19 protein-coding genes and 1 pseudogene are annotated in these 17,886 nt (G+C 38.4%); 7 read left to right on the forward strand and 13 right to left on the reverse strand.

Annotated elements, in window-relative coordinates; genetic code table 11:
* Nucleotides 1-245: 245 nt before the first annotated feature.
* The 8 genes and pseudogenes from I6F54_RS08345 to I6F54_RS08380 all read right to left on the reverse strand — a co-directional run bounded on the left by I6F54_RS08345 (nucleotide 246) and on the right by I6F54_RS08380 (nucleotide 8,149).
* Nucleotides 246-1,079, reverse strand: a pseudogene (locus I6F54_RS08345) (sulfurtransferase).
* A gap of 3 nt (nucleotides 1,080-1,082) precedes the next feature.
* A complete protein-coding gene (locus tag I6F54_RS08350) occupies nucleotides 1,083-1,508 on the reverse strand; it encodes an adenylyltransferase/cytidyltransferase family protein (protein ID WP_004335499.1) in 426 nt (141 codons plus the stop codon).
* A gap of 76 nt (nucleotides 1,509-1,584) precedes the next feature.
* A complete protein-coding gene (locus I6F54_RS08355; protein ID WP_165727179.1) occupies nucleotides 1,585-2,649 on the reverse strand; it encodes a CDP-glycerol glycerophosphotransferase family protein in 1,065 nt (354 codons plus the stop codon).
* Between the two features lie 64 nt (nucleotides 2,650-2,713).
* Nucleotides 2,714-3,133 carry a group I truncated hemoglobin gene (locus I6F54_RS08360; RefSeq protein ID WP_165727178.1) on the reverse strand — a complete coding sequence of 140 codons (420 nt, stop codon included), beginning with the start codon at nucleotides 3,131-3,133 and terminating at the stop codon, nucleotides 2,714-2,716.
* A complete protein-coding gene (locus I6F54_RS08365) occupies nucleotides 3,133-3,966 on the reverse strand; it encodes a DUF3034 family protein (RefSeq protein ID WP_024606990.1) in 834 nt (277 codons plus the stop codon). The genes I6F54_RS08360 and I6F54_RS08365 overlap by 1 nt, the downstream gene beginning before the upstream one ends.
* On the reverse strand, nucleotides 3,953-6,268 hold the full coding sequence (locus tag I6F54_RS08370) for a bifunctional diguanylate cyclase/phosphodiesterase (protein ID WP_197140797.1): 2,316 nt from the start codon (nucleotides 6,266-6,268) through the stop codon (nucleotides 3,953-3,955). Before I6F54_RS08370 ends, I6F54_RS08365 begins: the two co-directional genes overlap by 14 nt.
* On the reverse strand, nucleotides 6,261-6,923 hold the full coding sequence (locus I6F54_RS08375) for a methylamine utilization protein (protein ID WP_165727175.1): 663 nt from the start codon (nucleotides 6,921-6,923) through the stop codon (nucleotides 6,261-6,263). The genes I6F54_RS08370 and I6F54_RS08375 overlap by 8 nt, the downstream gene beginning before the upstream one ends.
* Before the next feature lie 122 nt (nucleotides 6,924-7,045).
* Complete coding sequence (locus tag I6F54_RS08380; protein ID WP_197140800.1) at nucleotides 7,046-8,149, reverse strand: phosphoribosylaminoimidazolesuccinocarboxamide synthase; 1,104 nt, start codon at nucleotides 8,147-8,149, stop codon at nucleotides 7,046-7,048.
* A gap of 178 nt (nucleotides 8,150-8,327) precedes the next feature.
* On the opposite strand from I6F54_RS08380, the gene I6F54_RS08385 reads away from it, so the two are divergent.
* Genes I6F54_RS08385 through I6F54_RS08400 form a run of 4 tightly spaced genes read left to right on the forward strand, consistent with a single transcriptional unit; the run spans nucleotide 8,328 to nucleotide 11,856 of the window.
* Nucleotides 8,328-9,401, forward strand: a complete 1,074-nt coding sequence (locus I6F54_RS08385; RefSeq protein WP_197140805.1) for a CDP-glycerol glycerophosphotransferase family protein — start codon at nucleotides 8,328-8,330, stop codon at nucleotides 9,399-9,401.
* Nucleotides 9,402-9,410: 9 nt separating this feature from the next.
* Nucleotides 9,411-10,109, forward strand: a complete 699-nt coding sequence (locus I6F54_RS08390) for an ABC transporter ATP-binding protein (RefSeq protein ID WP_197140808.1) — start codon at nucleotides 9,411-9,413, stop codon at nucleotides 10,107-10,109.
* Nucleotides 10,106-11,341: an ABC transporter permease gene (locus I6F54_RS08395; protein ID WP_197140812.1), complete on the forward strand. Its 1,236-nt coding sequence runs from the start codon at nucleotides 10,106-10,108 to the stop codon at nucleotides 11,339-11,341. Before I6F54_RS08390 ends, I6F54_RS08395 begins: the two co-directional genes overlap by 4 nt.
* Before the next feature lie 14 nt (nucleotides 11,342-11,355).
* Entirely contained in the window at nucleotides 11,356-11,856 is a 501-nt protein-coding gene (locus I6F54_RS08400; RefSeq protein ID WP_007581943.1) for a DUF3299 domain-containing protein, read from the forward strand.
* A 77-nt stretch (nucleotides 11,857-11,933) separates the two neighbouring features.
* On the opposite strand, the gene mutM is transcribed toward I6F54_RS08400, so the two are convergent.
* Nucleotides 11,934-12,743 (reverse strand): bifunctional DNA-formamidopyrimidine glycosylase/DNA-(apurinic or apyrimidinic site) lyase, encoded by an 810-nt coding sequence (gene mutM / locus I6F54_RS08405; RefSeq protein ID WP_197140815.1) that lies wholly within the window; start codon nucleotides 12,741-12,743, stop codon nucleotides 11,934-11,936.
* Entirely contained in the window at nucleotides 12,743-13,258 is a 516-nt protein-coding gene (locus I6F54_RS08410; protein WP_007581940.1) for a hypothetical protein, read from the reverse strand. Before I6F54_RS08410 ends, mutM begins: the two co-directional genes overlap by 1 nt.
* Before the next feature lie 118 nt (nucleotides 13,259-13,376).
* Between I6F54_RS08410 and I6F54_RS08415 the strand changes: the two genes are divergently transcribed.
* Entirely contained in the window at nucleotides 13,377-14,303 is a 927-nt protein-coding gene (locus I6F54_RS08415) for a manganese-dependent inorganic pyrophosphatase (RefSeq protein ID WP_024607080.1), read from the forward strand.
* 135 nt (nucleotides 14,304-14,438) lie between these two features.
* On the opposite strand, the gene rpmG is transcribed toward I6F54_RS08415, so the two are convergent.
* The 3 genes from rpmG to radC all read right to left on the reverse strand — a co-directional run bounded on the left by rpmG (nucleotide 14,439) and on the right by radC (nucleotide 15,791).
* Nucleotides 14,439-14,594 carry a 50S ribosomal protein L33 gene (rpmG, locus tag I6F54_RS08420; protein WP_004335545.1) on the reverse strand — a complete coding sequence of 52 codons (156 nt, stop codon included), beginning with the start codon at nucleotides 14,592-14,594 and terminating at the stop codon, nucleotides 14,439-14,441.
* A gap of 11 nt (nucleotides 14,595-14,605) precedes the next feature.
* The gene (gene rpmB, locus I6F54_RS08425) at nucleotides 14,606-14,842 is read right to left on the reverse strand and encodes a 50S ribosomal protein L28 (protein WP_004335549.1); all 237 of its coding nucleotides are present in this window, start codon (nucleotides 14,840-14,842) and stop codon (nucleotides 14,606-14,608) included.
* A 274-nt stretch (nucleotides 14,843-15,116) separates the two neighbouring features.
* Nucleotides 15,117-15,791, reverse strand: a complete 675-nt coding sequence (radC, locus tag I6F54_RS08430) for a RadC family protein (RefSeq protein WP_024598926.1) — start codon at nucleotides 15,789-15,791, stop codon at nucleotides 15,117-15,119.
* 144 nt (nucleotides 15,792-15,935) lie between these two features.
* Here radC and coaBC point away from each other — a divergent pair, with 144 nt between their 5' ends.
* Both coaBC and slmA read left to right on the forward strand, forming a co-directional pair.
* Nucleotides 15,936-17,129 carry a bifunctional phosphopantothenoylcysteine decarboxylase/phosphopantothenate--cysteine ligase CoaBC gene (gene coaBC, locus I6F54_RS08435; protein ID WP_197140819.1) on the forward strand — a complete coding sequence of 398 codons (1,194 nt, stop codon included), beginning with the start codon at nucleotides 15,936-15,938 and terminating at the stop codon, nucleotides 17,127-17,129.
* Between the two features lie 110 nt (nucleotides 17,130-17,239).
* On the forward strand, nucleotides 17,240-17,827 hold the full coding sequence (gene slmA / locus I6F54_RS08440) for a nucleoid occlusion factor SlmA (RefSeq protein WP_007581932.1): 588 nt from the start codon (nucleotides 17,240-17,242) through the stop codon (nucleotides 17,825-17,827).
* The last annotated feature ends 59 nt before the right edge of the window (nucleotides 17,828-17,886 follow it).

Here is a 17,886-nt window from a genome sequence, read left to right on the forward strand (position 1 = left end):
ATTCTGGTGTAAATCGACGTCTCATTTTATCTGCCTCTATTAAAAGTTAGAGGCGACAACTATCCTGACACAGGGGGCAAAGAGGTTTAGAGGCGCTGCGCTTTTAGAGTAAGCATTAGTTTTACCTTCTCATTTTCTTCTCTTTCACTTCTCCTTGTGAGTAATATTTTTAAATACTGTTATTCACAAAGAGGTTTAGAGACGCTGCGCTTTTAACGTGAGCAAGCTTTACATATCCAACACGTCTACTTTTCTCCCGTGGCGATGGGCAATGAATCACTTGCGCCCCACTCACTCCACGAACCATCATAAACGCTTAAATTACTGTAACCACACTCGGTAGCAAATCACGCTAAAACACAGGCTGTAATACCTGAGCCACAGCTAAATTGTAGCTGCTGCGCATCATCAACCACGTCATTAAATATCGCTTTAATTTCAGTAAGTGGTTTTGCTTCACCTTTATTGAGTAAATTCATAAAAGGTAACGAGCGACTATTTGGGATATGCCCGCTACGCATACCTTTTCGGGGTTCACTTTCTTCGCCTGTAAAACGCTTATAAGCACGTGCATCTAGCAATGCAGTGCTGGGCTCATCGATTACGTCAACCACTTGTTGGCTATTAATAAAATACGCAGAGTTATAGTTTGCCGTAAAATCACCTTTACCTGACGCTTTGCTATAACCTTGTTGTGTGGCGTAATCGCTCTCTAACCACTTTTTAAGGCCACCACTGAGTACTTTAACATTGTGATGCCCCATAGCTTTAAACATCCACCACGCTCTTGCTGCGCTAAATAAACCGCCATCTTCGTATACAACTATAAACGAGTCGTTATTTACACCTGCATTTTGCATCATGTGGGTAAACTGCTGCTCGCTGCATACCATACTTGGTAAGGGATTTGATCTATCGGCCAATTCGTTTTTTATGTCAAAACGTTTAGCGTTAGGCAGCATTGCTTGCGGCGAATAAGTACCCAAAACACCTGGGCGCAGCATACCTGCATCAAATATCACTAATGCAGGATTATTAAGTTGCTCGTGTAATTGCTGACAGCTAATTAGGTTTTTCATTAATTATTTAGCACTACATATTTTGTCTAATACGTTTCTTAATTTCGTACTAGATGTATGAGAGGTATAAGAGAAATAACATATTTCAACATTAAACTTTTTAAAGTCAGCTTCTATTTGGTTCCACTTATCGGTGCCCTTCCAATCATCACCCACGAACATTTTATCAAATTTTAAGTTGTTCCAGGCTTCTTCTTTGTCATAGTTAACCTGGGGAACAACTTCATCAACAAATTTTATTGCTTCAACTATTTCCATACGCTCCTGAAAAGGAATCACTGGCTCTTTATTTTTAGCTGACTTGCTTAACTCATCGGTAGTAATACCCACAATTAAGTAATCACACTCTAATTTGGCTCTTTTCAGAATATTTAAATGACCTATGTGGAATAAGTCAAAAACACCCGTTGTATATCCAATTTTTTTCATTTCTAAAGCCCAATTATAATTTAGAGTTTATAAATCCTTTTAGTAGTTCGATTACATCCAAATACTTTTGTAATAGTTATTTATTTTTTATTAAATATTGAACAATTCTGTTACTTGCTTTACCGTCCATTTTACCCGCTAACTTTTCTGATAAAGACAATCTAATATTAGCTAAGCTTTCTGGTTCAGCCAGTTGTTGTTCAACTAACTTTTTAAGGTTTTTATATTTTTTGGCGTGTATAGCAACATTCGCATACTCACCATAATCTTGATCCATTCGCTTTTTAAAACGATATGAAAATATTCCTTTGTATCCCCAACGCAACTTCAAAAAATCGCACCAAATGACCGGCTTGTTTAACAGAGCAAATTCAAATAAAGCTGATGATGCATCACTAATCAATAAATCTGCTTTATCTAAAAAAGGCACTAACGAATAATCTTCTACTTTTGCTAAATATACATTGGGATACGTTGACCAATGATCTAGCAATTTCACGTGTTTTTTGTAACGCTCTTTACTAATAGAAAAGTAATGAGGTTTTATTAAGATGTTGTAATCGCCAAAATGTTCCGGCCAATTTTCAGGAAATAACTCTAAGCTGCTTGGATAAAATGTAGGAGCGTATAAAATAGTTTGTTTTTTATTATCAAAGTTAGTTAATTCTAACGTGCCATCAATTTTTTCCTTATTGAAAATAGGGTCTAATTTGCAAAAGCCTACATCAACAAATTCATCATTTGGATACATTGATTTTAAACGGTTTAGTCTGTACTGACCTTCAACAAACCTAACTGTCATTGCTTGACTAGACTTAGTATAGTAACTTGATTTAGGGCCTATTCCATGTCCGAGCTGAGCGCTTTTAGATACTTTATGTAAGCGGTCTAGGTAACAAAAAGAGTTAGCAAAAAAAACCCAATCAGCTTTTTCATTTTCGTAATAAGCAATTGATTGTTGTTGTTCGTTAACCCAGATGTGCTCTAAGTCATAGTCATCTATAACACGCTGAATTAAATGTTCATGGCTATTTTTATAAAATACAAATTTACTTTTGATGCCATTTCTACATAATTCTTTATATACAGGGATATACTGAGGGAGATAGTAAAGGCTTTGTGTATCAAAAATTATATTCATATAGGATCACTATTATTTTTTCTTTATATTCTACCTTGAAAGGAGCATAACAAAAACAAAGTGATTACATTTTTATAATTTCACTACGAAGTGGCGCCATTCTAGAAAGAATATCGTTTTGTAAGCTATGGCTAATATTTTGCTCATTCATTGCATTTATAAGCAAATCAACAACATGATTAAAATCTTTCTCTGTAATATGCATACCAGTATGAATAGCCACCATAGAGTCGCCATCGTATGTACATGGGCCTTCTACTAACATGCACATATGAGTAATAAACCCTTGGCGAAAGTACGCTATATTACTGTGTTCAAAGTAATGAATTATCTGCTCGTCATTACCTATTTGATAGATAAAGCTATCAATAATTCTGCCTATCCCCGCTTTACCATCCAGCTTTTGATAAAGTGAGAGCTTAGTAGAGTTCGCGCACCCACTAAGCAACCCTAAACAAATCAAAAAAATACTAACGCTTTTCATTACCAATACCCTGTTACCGATAAATACCAACCTGTTTGATCGTCAGCCCCTGCAATGCTTCCTAAATCAAGGTAAGCCGCTGTCACACTTACGTGCTTATTAGGCATCCATGCTACAAATAAGTCTTTCCAATCTTGTTCGCCTAAGTTTAAGTTATTTGATTTTTGACGATACTCAACACCTACGGCTACTTCACGACTAAAAAATATAGCTGTGCTGCCTTCAAATAGCACTTTACCACTACCATTTTCTCCACCGTAGCCAAGCAAACCAAGTTGATTAGCTTCGCTGTATCGTGTAGTTACGTTCCAAAACCAGTTATAACCAGCAATAGCCCCTAAATGTAATTTACTAGCAGCAAGGTAGTAGTCAGTGCCGCTGGTATCTTCTGCGCCTACAAGCGTTGCAATACTGCCATCATCCAGTGATTTATGCTGAATACCTAAGCTAAGTTGTGGCCAATCACTGTAAACAATATCACCATATAAACGTATTTTAGCACCTGTAATTGATTGCTCTATTTCAGCATCAAGTGCTGGTACATCAAAGCGCTGTTGGGCATAACTAAGCTCAACACGATTAAATAAATTAAGTTGTGCACCACATACGTCAAGTGTGTAGTCGGTTACATCTGCGCGGCTACAAAAGCCATTTACCGAAAATTCATCATCACTTGCGTACCCAGCAAGTTGTGCCCACGGTACAATACCACCGCCGCCACTGCCTTCAATTTGAGAAACTCCCGGCGTAGCTAGCAGTTTTCCATTGCTTGCAATGCTCGGTACACTAATTATTAAAAACAAACTTGCTAATAAGTATTTAATTTTTTTCATAGTATTCCTCCAGCCATTCTTCTAATAGTTCTGCTTTTAAAGGCCTACTTAAGTAATAGCCTTGTGCATGGTCGCACTGCATACCTCTAAGTAAATTTAATGAGCCAAGTGTTTCAACCCCCTCAGCTACAACCGAGAAACCTAGCTGATGCCCCAACGTAATTGATGATTGCACTATAAATTGATCTTTTTGCGATTCATCAAGTTTTAGGATAAAGCACTTATCTAGCTTAAGCTCATCAATCGGTAACATTTTTAATCGACCAAGTGATGTTTGCCCTACACCATAATCATCTAATGATATTTTAACGCCAATTGCCTTTAGGTTTTCGAGCGCTTTAATACCTTTTTCTTCGTTTTCGATCATATCGCGCTCAGTAAGCTCAATAGTGATCAGCTTAGGGTCTACTTTGTACTTTTTAAGCGTACGAACTAATGCAGCATGAAAGCCCGGAAATGCTATATCTTGCGCAGATACATTTATTGCAGCCTGTAAGTTTATATTTTTAAACTGCCAATCAGCTACTTGTGCTACAACCGTATTAACAACCCACCCTGTAAGTTCAACAATAAGGCCCGACTGCTCAGCCAAGTCAATAAACAGTTCAGGATTAACCCAGCTACCATCTTTTCGCTGCCAGCGAATAAGCGACTCAACTTTATCTATTTTTTGCGTTTTCATGTGTAATTTTGGCTGATAGGTCATAAATAACTGACCATCATCATCACTAATAGCCTGCTTTAATTCATCAAGCATTATTAAGCGCTCTAAGTGCGCCTCGTCTTCACCATTTTGATAATAATGTATGCTCTCTTGTGTGTTTGCAGCACTTTCAACAGCAATTAGCACGCGGCGCATTAAGTCATCACTTGCAATTCCTTGCGTAGGATACTGCACAATGCCCGCACTAAAGCGTAAGTTAATTTTTAGTTTTTGAATGGTGTAGCACGCTTGTAATTGTGCCATTAAGCCAACAATACCGCTTTTGTGTTCGCGCGCTGCCGCAGTCGGAAACACAGTTAAAAACTCATCGCCGCCAATACGAGCATGAAAGCCCCCTAACTCATCCGAAAACTCACTTATCCTGCAAGCAACCGCCTTTAGGCAGTCATCACCAATGCGCGGACCGAGCTTATCGTTTATATGGCGAAGACCTTTGATGTCTATTGCAACGAGCGTGTACTCGGCTGATGAATCTAACTCTTCATCAAGCACCTCAAGCATGGCTGAGCGGTTATAAAAGCCTGTTAGGGAGTCGTGTCTGGCTTGAAAGCTAATTTGTTGCTCGCGCTGATTAATATCATTACCCATGCTATCAAACGCTGCGACTAGCGTGTCTATTTCGGTACTTTGCCTTCGCCCTTTAAATTCAAAAGCATAATTACCTTGTGCAAATTGCCTTGCTATTACAGCTAGTTGAGTAAGTGGCGTAGTTAAGTTATTTGCAAATATGCTGCTCGTAATAACACCTACAAACATAGTTAAAATAGCTAAAATAATAAGTGTAAAAAGAAGTTTTTCGAAGTCACTATAACTTTGTGTTAAATCGGCGCTCAGTAAAATAATTATAGGATGGGTCAACAACGATGGTAAATCTATATCTCGGTTACGATACACCAAATACTCACCAAAAAAACGCGATGTGGTTACGGTACTAAAATAGCTAACAGGTTCAAATTGCTCAGGGCGATTAGCTAATGAACTAATAACAATATCGTCAGCGCTACCTATAAAGCTCACATCCATGCCTGTTAAGCTTTTTAGTTCATGGGCTACATTGTCATCAATTTTAAAACCCACCAAACTATAGGCCACTGTACGTGGCGCTCTTACGGGTAATAAAATAATTTGGTAAAGCTCGTTATTTAGCACCACAAAACTAGACTCTTCTGGCGCACTTAAAAGCTCTTCCATTAACGGCTTTAAGTTATGTGCAAAAGCGTCTTCGTTAGTATTGGCGGAAATTAGCCTACCCGATAAATCAAGTAGCAGCATTAATTCGGCATCAATACGTTGGCTATGATTAAACAGCACACTGCTTATTGTCCCGGCATCCCGCGTTGCTACAGCTTGCTTAAAACCAAAGTCGGAGGTGAGTACTTTTGCTGCGGTTAGTAGTAGGCTTTCTTTTGATTTTAAATATTGCTTATAAACATTTTGCGCTACGGTAATGTCTTGATTTACTTTTTCTTCTTGAAACTTACTCGTAGACCACCAAAAACTAAACAAGCTGACCATAGTGGTTAATAACACTAAGCCAACACATAAAATGGTTATGCGATTTCGTAAACTATTAGTCATTACCAGCCTTAAACTTACTACCAAAGGTATTTCTAGGTGCTGGGGTCGATGTGTTTACTGTTATCTGTAACTGTTTTTGAGAACTAATTGTTATCATTTTTTTATTCTCCAATGGCGCTGTTTGTAAAGGGTGCCACACACTCACTTGTGCAGGCAGCGTATTAATAGGCAAACTAACATAGCCTTTTTTATCTGTTTTATATACGGATTCACTACTAGCTACATAGATATAGCCAACCATAGAGTCATGAATATTACACCCTAAAACAACAACCCCTTGTTGCTCAAACGTAATGGGCTCTTTTGGTTGCCCTGAATATAATCTTAGTTGAAAAGGCTTAGCTTGTGAAAAAGAATAAACATGATGGCGAATATTATCGCTGTTAGGAAAGTTAACTTTTTGACCCTGTTGTACAACTAATAATTCGGGTAAAAACTGCTTATGGACTTGATCCATTATAGCAATGGGCAAATTTGATGGTGTGGCTTGTTTGTCAGCAATATTAAGCTCAACCACTGCACCTGATAACTTTTGGCCGTGTTGATCTTCTATTACTAATTCAATATTAGCACTTAAAGCAAACTGACTAAAAAACAAACCTATAGCTAAAAAGTAACTGCTTTTTACAAATTTTTGCAATGCCCGCTCAAACATAACAACACCTAAATATTAATGTTAGGTTAAGTTAATTAGAGACGAGCACTAATTGCAAGAATTATAGCCCAGTAACTAAAAATAAAGACTTAGTTACTGGCTTTGTTAGCACTTAAGTGCTGCTATTTAACAATTAATCCGTAATCGTTATCTAAAATAGTAATTACTTCTTGGCGAGGATTCTCAGGGATCACAATATCTTTACCTACAATTTTACTCGCTATGCCAACATAGGTATTTGACACTTCAAGCATTACTGATTCAGGTAAAATATAATCTTTTGCTAACTGCTCACGCTCACTCATGCGATCTTTATTTAATAATACGTCGCTCTCTGGCACATTATTAATAAGTAATTGGCGAAAGCCTTCTTTAGAGTTTTCAACAATTTTACCGTTTTTGTATGCAGCTTCATCCCAAATACGCGATGAATCTGGCGTGCCTACTTCATCAATATAAATAAGTTGCTGTGCGCCATTTAAATCCTCTACATAACCAAACTCAAATTTTGTATCTACAAAAATCTGGTCAAGCTTAGCAAGTTCATCACTAATTAATTTAAAACCTTCAACTAACAGTTTTTCGTATTTTGTTACATCATCTGCCGATTTAAAGTTAAATACATCTAAGTTATTAGTAATGTTAGCGCGAGTAATATTTACATCATCAACGGCCGGAATATCGGCAACGCCTTCAATAATACCTTTTGTTGATGGCGTAATTAAAACGTTATCAAGCTTTTGGTTCGCTTTTAAATCCTCTGGCAAGTCAATACCACAAAAGTTACGTATGCCTTTGGCGTAATCGCGCCACATGCTACCCGTAATATATTGGCGAGCAATTGCCTCTACTTTTACTGTACTGGCTTTGCGTACAATCCACACATACGGATGCGGAATATCAACAATATGATTCCCCGCAAGGCCTGCCTTATCAAATAACTTAAACCAATGGGCTGCCACTGAGTTTAACGCTATACCTTTACCTGGTACGCCATTTAAACCATTTTCGCCTTGCCAAATGCAATCAAATGCAGAAATTCGGTCTGAAATAACCATAATCGCAAGCTCAGTACCTGTCGGTACTTGGTAGCCTTTGTCTTTAATTAATCGTGCGCTGTCTTCATCAGTTAACCAATAAACTGAACGAACTTTACCGCTGTGTACTTCACCTTTGGTACGAATGGGTAAATCATCGTTTACGTCTAAAACTTTATAGCTAGTCATGCTATCTCCGGGGTTAGGGATGCTCTTTGAGCAAAGTATGGTATGGGGTTATATGGGCTGTATAATAATCTAGCCAACCTCAAAGCTCAATCGGATGCTTAAAACAAATAAAGGCATATATTTATAAGCGAGTCGCAATGGGGTAAACTTAATGTGCCAACCAGCCTGAGGAGATAGCTTGAACTACTTAACTGCCACTAAAAATAAAAAATACTTGATGTATATTTCTCAAAATTATTCATATGCTATTTTGAGGCCTATTCAGGCTGCAATATTAGCTAATGGTGGTGAAGTGCGCTGGTTTTTACAAGGTTTGGCAGTCAATCCTAATTTTTTAAAAAAAGAAGAAAAACGGCTTAATACAATAGAAGATATTCACGAATGGAAACCCGATGCAACGTTTGCACCGGCTAATTTAATACCCACTTTTTTCCCTGGTATCAAAGTAGGTGTGTTTCATGGCTTTGATGCAGGTAAGCTAGATAAAAAAGGGAATAACGATCACCTTAAAGCTAGAGGTTGTTTCGACCTGTATTGTACGCAAGGCCCAAATACAACAATCCCATTTAAAGCCTTACAAAGAAAACTAGGCTATTTCAAGGTAACAGAAACTGGCTGGCCTCCTCTTGACCGATTATTTGATGGCATCACCGAAACGCCTTATACAAATAAATCAGACACCCGACCAACCTTATTAATCTGCTCTACATTTTCAAAGCGACTATCGCTTGCTCCAAAGCTATATGAGCAAATAAAACATTTTAGTGAAACCGGGAAATGGCGAATTTTAATGCAATTTCATCCAAAAATGCCAACTGAATTGGTGAACAAATATAAGGCATTAAGCAATCAAAATTTAACGTTTATTGAGACCGACGACGTAGTCCCTTTATTAAAATCAGCCGATGTTATGTTATGCGATACATCATCAGTACTTTTAATGTTTTTAGTCCAACGAAAACCTGTGGTCACCTTTTGTAATAATGCTCCTGAGGAACACCTACTTAATGTAACAGACCCTAATAAAGTTGAAGAAGCCTTAGAGCAGGCTTTCACGTACCCTAAAACACTTATGAAAAACATTGAAAACTATTGCCAAGAGCTTCATCCATATACTGATGGGCAGTCGAGTGAACGCGTAGTTGCTGCAACAAATGAGTTTTTATTAAGTGAAGATAAACTAAAACCTAAGCCATTTAATATTATTAGGCAATTTAAAACGCGCAGAAACCTCAATTATTGGAAATGGTAAAATAAAGTAATGATCAACCTAAAAAACGTAACTTTTAAGTGGCATAAAAGCGATAGCTCACCCACGCTCAACATAAAAGAGTTAGTTATAGAAAAAGGTGAGCATATTTTTTTACACGGTCCTAGTGGCTCAGGTAAATCGACATTGTTAGCGATTCTTGCTGGCATTAATACAGCCACCAGCGGTGAGGTATCAATTTTAGACCAAAACCTAACTACATTAAGCAATACTACCCGTGATATTTTTAGAGCGGATCACATTGGCTACATTTTTCAAAACTTTAACCTGCTTCCTTATTTAACCCCTATTGAAAATATAACGCTTGGGTGTGAGTTTTCAAAAAGCCGAAAACAAAAAATATTAAAGAAATCATCAAATAAAAACTCTGCCTTACAAAAAGAAGCGATGCGGTTATTAAATGCTTTAGGCCTTACTGAGCAGTATCACCATAAAGATGTAGCGACATTGAGTATTGGACAGCAACAGCGCGTTGCTGCAGCTCGCGCATTTATAGGCAGCCCTGAATTAATAATTGCTGATGAGCCCACATCTGCACTCGATACAAATAACCGTGAAAGCTTTATAAAGTTACTGTTTGAGCAGGCAAAGTTATCTAATAGTACGCTGGTATTTGTGAGCCACGATGAAACACTAAAGCCTTTATTTGACCGCTCCATTGACCTTATAAGCTTGCAGGAACAAGTATGATTCTCGCTAAACTTGCTTACAAAAGCTTATTAAACCGCCGCGCAAGTGTACTGCTTACATTATTTACTATCGCAATTAGTGTAACGCTACTTTTAAGTATTGAACGTGTACGAATTGATGCTAAAAGTAGTTTTAGTAATACTATTTCGGGCACTGATTTAATTGTTGGTGCACGTACCGGCGACATACAGTTGCTGCTTTCGTCAGTATTTAGAATCGGCCATACTAATAACGGCGTAAGCTGGAAAAGTTATGAATACATAACAAGTCAGCGAGGCGTAAAATGGAGCATACCTATAAGCCTAGGCGACAGCCATAAAGGCCAAGCGGTACTAGGCACAACACTTGATTACTTTAGCCATTATCGCTTTGCAAAAAAACAAAATTTAACCTTTAACAAAGGCCACCCTTTTGCTGCAATTAACGAAGTGGTGCTAGGTAGTGAAGTTGCAAATAAATTAGGTTATAAACTTAACGACTCTATTGTTATATCGCACGGTATGGGGAACACCAGCTTTCATCATCATGACGATAACCCATTTAAAGTCGTCGGTATTTTAAACCCTACTGGCACGCCTGTTGATAAAACGCTGCATATCCCTTTGGCTGCAATCGATTTAATTCACGGCGGTAAAGCGAGCCTTGAGCATGACGAACATAACAACCTAGTTGGGCATCCTAAACAAATTACAGCATTTTTAATGGGATTTAATTCGCCTTTGTACACACTACAAATTAGGCGCAATATAAATCAATATAAGCCAGAAGCCCTGCTTGGCATTATGCCAACCGTAACACTTAAAGAGTTATGGGAAATGCTCGCCATAGTAGAAAAGATACTGTTACTATTCTCAGCTGTTGTCGTGTTAGTAAGCCTACTTGGCATGCTAACGACATTGCTTGCAAATTTAAGTCAGCGTCGTCGCGAACTTGCTATATTACGTTCGGTAGGCGCTCGCCCTTGGCATTTATTTACACTTATAAGTATTGAGTCACTACTGACCACTTTACTTGGTTGCCTAGTAGGTAGTGTGCTTTACTATTTAGTTATTTTTTCAGCCGGCGGTTACTTACAAAGCCATGCCGGTATAAGCGTAAATATCACAATACTCTCTTACTATGAACTGGGCTTAATCGGCGTTATTATGGCAGCCGGTTTTATTATTGGCTTAATACCCGCTACTCGCGCTTATTTTTATTCACTCAGCGATGGTATGAGTATAAAAGCATAATTTTTAGGGATTTTATGACATTTTTTAAAACAGCTTTTCAGTACATTGCTGCTATTGGCTTATTATTTATAAGTGTAGCGAGTTATGCTAATCCACCAAAAGAAATTTTTTGGGAAGACTTAATCCCTAAAAACCACGTGCAAATAGACACTCAAGCACAAGCTAATCACGAAGGTAGTGATCAAAACTGGGTGCAACCCGATTTAGATGCACCAGTAGTAAAAGCACTTGATGGGCAATCGGTAAGCTTACCCGGCTTTGTTGTACCGCTTGAGGGCGATAGCGAAGTCATTACCGAGTTTTTACTCGTCCCTTATTTTGGCGCCTGTATACACGTACCACCACCACCGCCAAATCAAATAGTCCATGTAACAATTAAAGGTGGAGTACCAATAGATAGCCTATACGACGCAATTGTTGTAACTGGAATAATAAGTACTGAAACATGGTCGGGCGAAATAGCGCAGGTAGGATATAAAATGAAAGCGGTCGGTGTAGCACCGTTCGAGCTTTAAAATAAAGGGCCAGCTTTTAAAGCTGGCCCTTAAATATCATTAAATTTAGAATCGATAAAATTAAAATAACTAGATAACTACTTTTGGCAATTTGAGCAAAAAATAGTACTGCGCTGCCCCAATCTAATTTCTTCCAATTCGTTTTCACACGTCATACATGGCTTGCCTTTGCGCCCATATACTAATAACTCTTGAGCAAAATACCCTGGCTTACCATCACTTTGTGCAAAGTCTTTAAGCGTTGTACCGCCTTGCATAATGGCCGCAGCAAGCGTGTCTTTTATAATAGGGATAAGTGCTTGATAACGTTTGAGCGATACTTTTCCCGCTTCTCGCTTTGGATGTATACCCGCTTTAAATAACGATTCATTCGCGTAAATATTACCAACACCAACCACCACTGCGTTATCCATAATAAATTGCTTTACGGGTACTTTTTTATTGCGCGACTGTTCGTACACGCGTTTAGCAAAAAAGTCATCGGTAAGCGGCTCAGGACCAAGCTTAGAGAGTAGTTTATGCACTTCACCTGGCTCTTGCCATAAGCAGCAACCAAAGCGACGAGAATCATTTAAGCGCAGTGCTTTACAGTTACCAAAAATAAACTCTACGTGGTCATGCTTTTTAAGCGGCTCACTTTTATCTACAACACGTAAATTACCTGACATACCCAAATGTAAAATAGTGCTCCCAAGTTCACAGTGTAAAAGTAAGTATTTAGCTCGTCGTTCAATACTAGTAACAATTAGCCCTTCAAGTTGATACACGTCATCTGGCACTGGCCAGCGCATACTGGCATTGTAAATATTTACCTTTGTAACAACTTGGTTTTGTACGTGGGGAGTGATGCCCATTCGGCTCACTTCTACCTCTGGTAATTCAGGCATTAATTAGACTCACTTTGTGAAAAATCAAAACTAGGAAATAACTGCTGTGCAGTTTTTAAATCGAGTGCGAGTATTCGTTGGCTACTCTTTTCGAGTAAGTAATATTGCCCATCGCCTTTATAAAGCAAATAAACCCAAGGTAAACTCTCGCCAGCCAACTCAAATGTAGCAACATATAAAGGTGCATTAGGATTAAAAACAACAGATTCGTTAACACCCATTAACTGCGCGCTTTGCCATTGGTTAATTAAATCACTAAGTTGCTGCTCAGATGCTTGCCACACAAGCGGTATGTCTTTTTGTAGTGGGGTTGTACGCCAGCTTGTTCCTATTCGCTCAATTTTTTGATCAACAAATTGCAGTGTCAGTACAAAACTTTGCTGGGGGAGTACGGCTTGTAATGTTGGTTTATCCTCCCCTCCCAAAAGTTGCTTATGCCAGCCATTTAAGAAGAAGATCATAATCAACATCGAAAATATTATAACGTTGTTCCAACCTTTACGGCCCAGTCGCATATTAATACACCTAGTAAATTCAAGATTTTAAAGTGTAACTAAAACTTAATTGCGCTGTCTATATGTTAAAGGCCGCAGACTTTGTTAGAATATCGGCAAATTTAAAGGAGTTCCGTCAATGTCTATGTATGTAGTGGGCCATAAAATCCCAGATTCAGATTCTATTTGTGGTGCAATTGCACTGGCTTATTTAAAAAACCAAATCGATGAGCCTGCAATTCCAACTCGTCTTGGTGAAATTTCACCTGAAACTCAATTTATCCTTGATAAATTTGGCTTCGAAGCACCAGAGCTTAAATTAAGCTACGCGGGTGAAGATGTGTATATTGTAGATCACACAGAAAAAACACAAGCACCCGATGATATCGACCAAGCTCGCGTTGTTGGCGTGGTAGATCACCACAAATTAGGTGACTTAACATCATCTACCCCGCTTGAATGTTGGATTCGTCCTGTTGGTTGTTCAAACACCATTATTAAAATGATGTACGACTTCTACAGCGTAGAAATCCCTAAAGACATCGCGGGTATTATGATGTGTGCAATTTTAAGCGACACAGTCATATTTAAATCACCAACATGTACCACTGCCGATATTAAATGTGTTGAAGCGCTAGCTGAAATTGCAGGCGTAGAAGACTTTAAAGAACTGGGTATGGATATGTTCCGTGTTAAATCTGCGGTAGAAGACACACCAGCACGTGATTTAGTAATGCGTGACTTTAAAGATTTCAACATGAACGGTAACCTGGTAGGCATTGGCCAACTAGAAGTAATCGACCTTGCTGTTTTTGACGATATTAAAACAGACCTTGCAGCCGATATTGCTAAGCTAAAAGTTGAGGGCAACCGCCACTCGGTATTTTTACTGCTTACCGATATAATGAAAGAAGGCTCAGAAATGCTAATTGTATCTGACGATGCAAACTTAGTTGAGCAGGCTTACGGTGTAAAACCAGAGAATGATAAAGTATGGTTAGATGGTGTACTGAGCCGTAAAAAGCAAGTAGTACCACCACTACAAGATGCATTCACAAAAATATAATTGTGTTTTCATTTATTGATTTAAAAGCCTTGTTGGTTATGCCAACGAGGTTTTTTTATATCAATTCACTAATCATATTTTTAAAAACAAAAAACCCAGCCTAAGCTGGGTTTTTAAATTCTAAAAGAACTAAAATTACTTAATTTTAGCTTCTTTAAAAAGAACATGTTTACGAATCTTTGGATCAAACTTTTTGATTTCCATCTTCTCAGGCATGTTACGTTTGTTTTTGTCAGTAGTGTAGAAAAAACCAGTACCGGCAGTTGAAACTAAACGGATTTTATCGCGCATGATTCAGATCCTTAAACTTTAACGCCGCGAGCACGGATTTCTGTAAGAACCGTGTCGATGCCTTTTTTATCGATAATACGCATACCTTTAGTAGTAGTGCGTAATGTTACAAAACGTTTTTCACTTTCAACCCAAAAACGGTGTGTTTGTAGGTTAGGTAGGAAACGACGTCTAGTCGCGTTTCTCGCGTGTGAACGGTGATTACCAACCGCAGGACGCTTACCTGTAACTTGACATACTTTAGACATGTCTATATATCTCCAATAACTTCGCTCGAGCTTAATTTAATCTAAGGCCGTGTATTTCCGCCCTAGAGATAAATCGAAGGGCGCTCTTTATACAGCTTTTACAGGCAAAGATCAAACACTGATCTATCCAATCAGCTCATATATGTAAATTTGATAGCGGCTAATTATAAAGATCGAATGCCCTTAGGGAAAGTAAAAACTGCATTTAAATTAAACTAATTTGCCAAAACACGTTAAACAGCTCATTTTTAACACACTTCTGTATCTAACAAAGCTAAATCAGGCCTCGCTCGGCAAACGAAACACACGTTTCTCCGCCCACAATGATGTGATCGAGCACACTTATGTCGACCAATTGCAGTGCTTGCTGCAATTTATTAGTAATAAGTTTGTCTGCTTGGCTCGGTTCTGCAATACCACTTGGGTGATTATGTGCAAAAATAACAGCGGCTGCGTTATTTTTAAGCGCTGCTTTTACCACTTCACGCGGATACACACTGGCAGAATTAATAGTGCCATAAAAAAGTATCTCGTCTTTTACTAATCTATTTTGGCTATCTAGGTATAACACCATAAATACTTCTTGCTGCAAGCCTCGCATTTGAATTGTTAGGTAATCGTAAACTGAATTGGGTGAATTAAATACCGCGTCTCGTTGGCAACGCTCCTGCATATAACGCTGGCTTAGCTCTAACACAGCTTGTAGCTGTACATATTTAGCAGTCCCTAACCCCTTTTGAGAGCAAAACTCTTCAATACTGGCATTAAACAAATTATGCAGTGTTTTATTCTCGTTTAATAAATGCTGAGCCAACTCAATAACATTCATTCCCGGTAACCCTGTTCGTAAAAATATGGCAAGAAGCTCTGCATCGCTGAGCGCCTTAGCCCCTTTCGCGATCAATTTTTCACGAGGTCGCAGTGAGTTTGGTAGTGAAGTAAGTTGCATTATTCATCCTTGAGAGGCGAAAGTGTCTTATAAATGTAATGCAAATTTGAAATTTAGCCTGTTATTTCGAATTAAAAAACTTCGCTGTATGGGTAAAGATTTGTTATTTTAAGCCCAATATTTAATAAAAACTGATGAACATCCATGACTAACTTAACAAACAAAAAAATTGTACTAGGTATTACCGGCGGTATTGCAGCTTATAAATGTGCAGAACTCGTTAGGCGATTAAAAGACTCTGGTTGTGAAGTAAAAGTAGTTATGACTGAATCAGCTAAACACTTTATTACACCACTGACCATGCAAGCCGTTAGTGGAGAAACAGTCTCTGACTCATTACTAGACCCTTCTGCTGAAGCTTCAATGGGGCATATTGAATTTGCAAAATGGGCTGACTTAATTTTAGTTGCTCCAGCGACGTGTAATATTATTGCTAAAATGGCAGCCGGCATTGCTGACGACCTACTAACAACGTTACTGCTAGCAACGCCTGCAAAAGTAGCCGTTGCACCAGCAATGAACCAGCAAATGTATGCACACGCAGCTACACAAGCTAATTTGGCCACATTAAAAGCACGTAACGTACTTATTTGGGGCCCAGGTAAAGGTGAGCAAGCGTGTGGCGATGTAGGCGCTGGACGCATGTTAGAGCCACATGAGCTAGTTGCGCTATGTATAGCAAAAGAGCAACCGCTATTACTTGCAGGAAAAACAATTACAATAACGGCAGGCCCAACGCGAGAGCCTCTCGACCCGGTACGTTTTATATCAAATCACAGCTCTGGAAAAATGGGTTATGCACTGGCAGAAGCCGCTTTGCAACTCGGTGCAGAGGTTAATTTAATTTCAGGCCCTGTAAACATTAAAGCCCCTACTGGCGTAAACCTTATTAATATAGAAAGTGCAGAGCAGTTATTAACTGAGTCACTTACCTATGCACCACAATCAGATGCATTTATTGGCTGCGCTGCTGTAGCAGATTATCGAGCTGCAAACATTGCGACTCAAAAAATGAAAAAACAAGGCGACGAACTGACCCTTACTTTAACTAAAAACCCTGACGTAATTGCAGCTATTGCCAACCTTAAACAAAACCGTCCTTATACTGTGGGGTTTGCCGCCGAAACTCAAAATGTAGAAAGCTATGCTAAAGGTAAACTACAAAATAAAAATCTAGATATGATTTGCGCTAATGACGTATCAAAAAGTGGCTTAGGGTTTAATTCCGATCATAATGCTTTAACACTGTACTGGCATAATGAACAACTAGAATTACCAACAATAAGTAAAATAGAAATAGCTCGCAAGGTGATCGAACAGCTGGCTAAACATCTATAAAAGGCTGGAAACAAACTGAATAAAACATTAACATACGCCAATCATTTGAACAAAAAATGACTAGGGTTCTTAACTGCGCCACTAAGAATAACTAATAAAAAGGAATGTTCATGCCTGCGACAAAAAGAAGTAATCGCAAAGAGCAAATACTGCAAGCACTCGCACAAATGTTAGAAACTAATTTAGGACAACGTATCACCACAGCAAAACTAGCTGCTGAGGTGGGTGTGTCTGAAGCCGCGCTATACCGTCATTTTCCGAGCAAAGCGCGTATGTTTGAGGGCTTAATTGAGTTTATTGAAGATACCCTTTTATCTCGTATAAATATTATTATTGAAAACGAAAAAGAAAGCCAAACGCGCATTTATAACATTCTATTATTACTTCTAACCTTTGCTGAAAAAAATCCAGGCATTACTCGTATTTTAACTGGCGATGCTCTGCAAGGTGAGCAGGAACGTTTACGCGAGCGGGTACAAAGCTTGTTTGAAAAACTAGAAACTCAGTTTAAACAAGTACTTCGTGAGCGTAAATTACGTGAAGGTAAAAACTTTCAAAGTGATGAGCTTACACTTGCAAACTTTTTACTTGCCTACGTTGAAGGCAAAATGAATCAGTTTGTACGTAGCGACTTTAAAGCAAAGCCAAGTGTTCAATTTGAAAAACAATGGCTTGAGCTACAAAAAATTTGGCTGTAATGTTTGCTAAATTAATAAATTAAATACCAAAAAACGACCTACGGGTCGTTTTGTCGTAT

Source organism: Pseudoalteromonas sp. SWXJZ10B, assembly GCF_015864475.1.
In the GTDB taxonomy this organism is placed as follows: domain Bacteria; phylum Pseudomonadota; class Gammaproteobacteria; order Enterobacterales; family Alteromonadaceae; genus Pseudoalteromonas; species Pseudoalteromonas arctica.

Coding starts and splice junctions, on each gene's coding strand:
- I6F54_RS08400 (WP_007581943.1), top strand. CDS start 11,356: ATGACATTTTTTAAAACAGCTTTTCAGTACATTGCTGCTATTGGCTTA.
- I6F54_RS08365 (WP_024606990.1), bottom strand. CDS start 3,966: ATGAAAAAAATTAAATACTTATTAGCAAGTTTGTTTTTAATAATTAGT.
- mutM (WP_197140815.1), bottom strand. CDS start 12,743: ATGCCTGAATTACCAGAGGTAGAAGTGAGCCGAATGGGCATCACTCCC.
- I6F54_RS08375 (WP_165727175.1), bottom strand. CDS start 6,923: ATGTTTGAGCGGGCATTGCAAAAATTTGTAAAAAGCAGTTACTTTTTA.
- I6F54_RS08370 (WP_197140797.1), bottom strand. CDS start 6,268: ATGACTAATAGTTTACGAAATCGCATAACCATTTTATGTGTTGGCTTA.
- I6F54_RS08360 (WP_165727178.1), bottom strand. CDS start 3,133: ATGAAAAGCGTTAGTATTTTTTTGATTTGTTTAGGGTTGCTTAGTGGG.
- I6F54_RS08410 (WP_007581940.1), bottom strand. CDS start 13,258: ATGCGACTGGGCCGTAAAGGTTGGAACAACGTTATAATATTTTCGATG.
- I6F54_RS08415 (WP_024607080.1), top strand. CDS start 13,377: ATGTCTATGTATGTAGTGGGCCATAAAATCCCAGATTCAGATTCTATT.
- I6F54_RS08380 (WP_197140800.1), bottom strand. CDS start 8,149: ATGACTAGCTATAAAGTTTTAGACGTAAACGATGATTTACCCATTCGT.
- rpmG (WP_004335545.1), bottom strand. CDS start 14,594: ATGCGCGATAAAATCCGTTTAGTTTCAACTGCCGGTACTGGTTTTTTC.
- rpmB (WP_004335549.1), bottom strand. CDS start 14,842: ATGTCTAAAGTATGTCAAGTTACAGGTAAGCGTCCTGCGGTTGGTAAT.
- I6F54_RS08355 (WP_165727179.1), bottom strand. CDS start 2,649: ATGAATATAATTTTTGATACACAAAGCCTTTACTATCTCCCTCAGTAT.
- coaBC (WP_197140819.1), top strand. CDS start 15,936: ATGACTAACTTAACAAACAAAAAAATTGTACTAGGTATTACCGGCGGT.
- I6F54_RS08390 (WP_197140808.1), top strand. CDS start 9,411: ATGATCAACCTAAAAAACGTAACTTTTAAGTGGCATAAAAGCGATAGC.
- I6F54_RS08395 (WP_197140812.1), top strand. CDS start 10,106: ATGATTCTCGCTAAACTTGCTTACAAAAGCTTATTAAACCGCCGCGCA.
- slmA (WP_007581932.1), top strand. CDS start 17,240: ATGCCTGCGACAAAAAGAAGTAATCGCAAAGAGCAAATACTGCAAGCA.
- radC (WP_024598926.1), bottom strand. CDS start 15,791: ATGCAACTTACTTCACTACCAAACTCACTGCGACCTCGTGAAAAATTG.
- I6F54_RS08350 (WP_004335499.1), bottom strand. CDS start 1,508: ATGAAAAAAATTGGATATACAACGGGTGTTTTTGACTTATTCCACATA.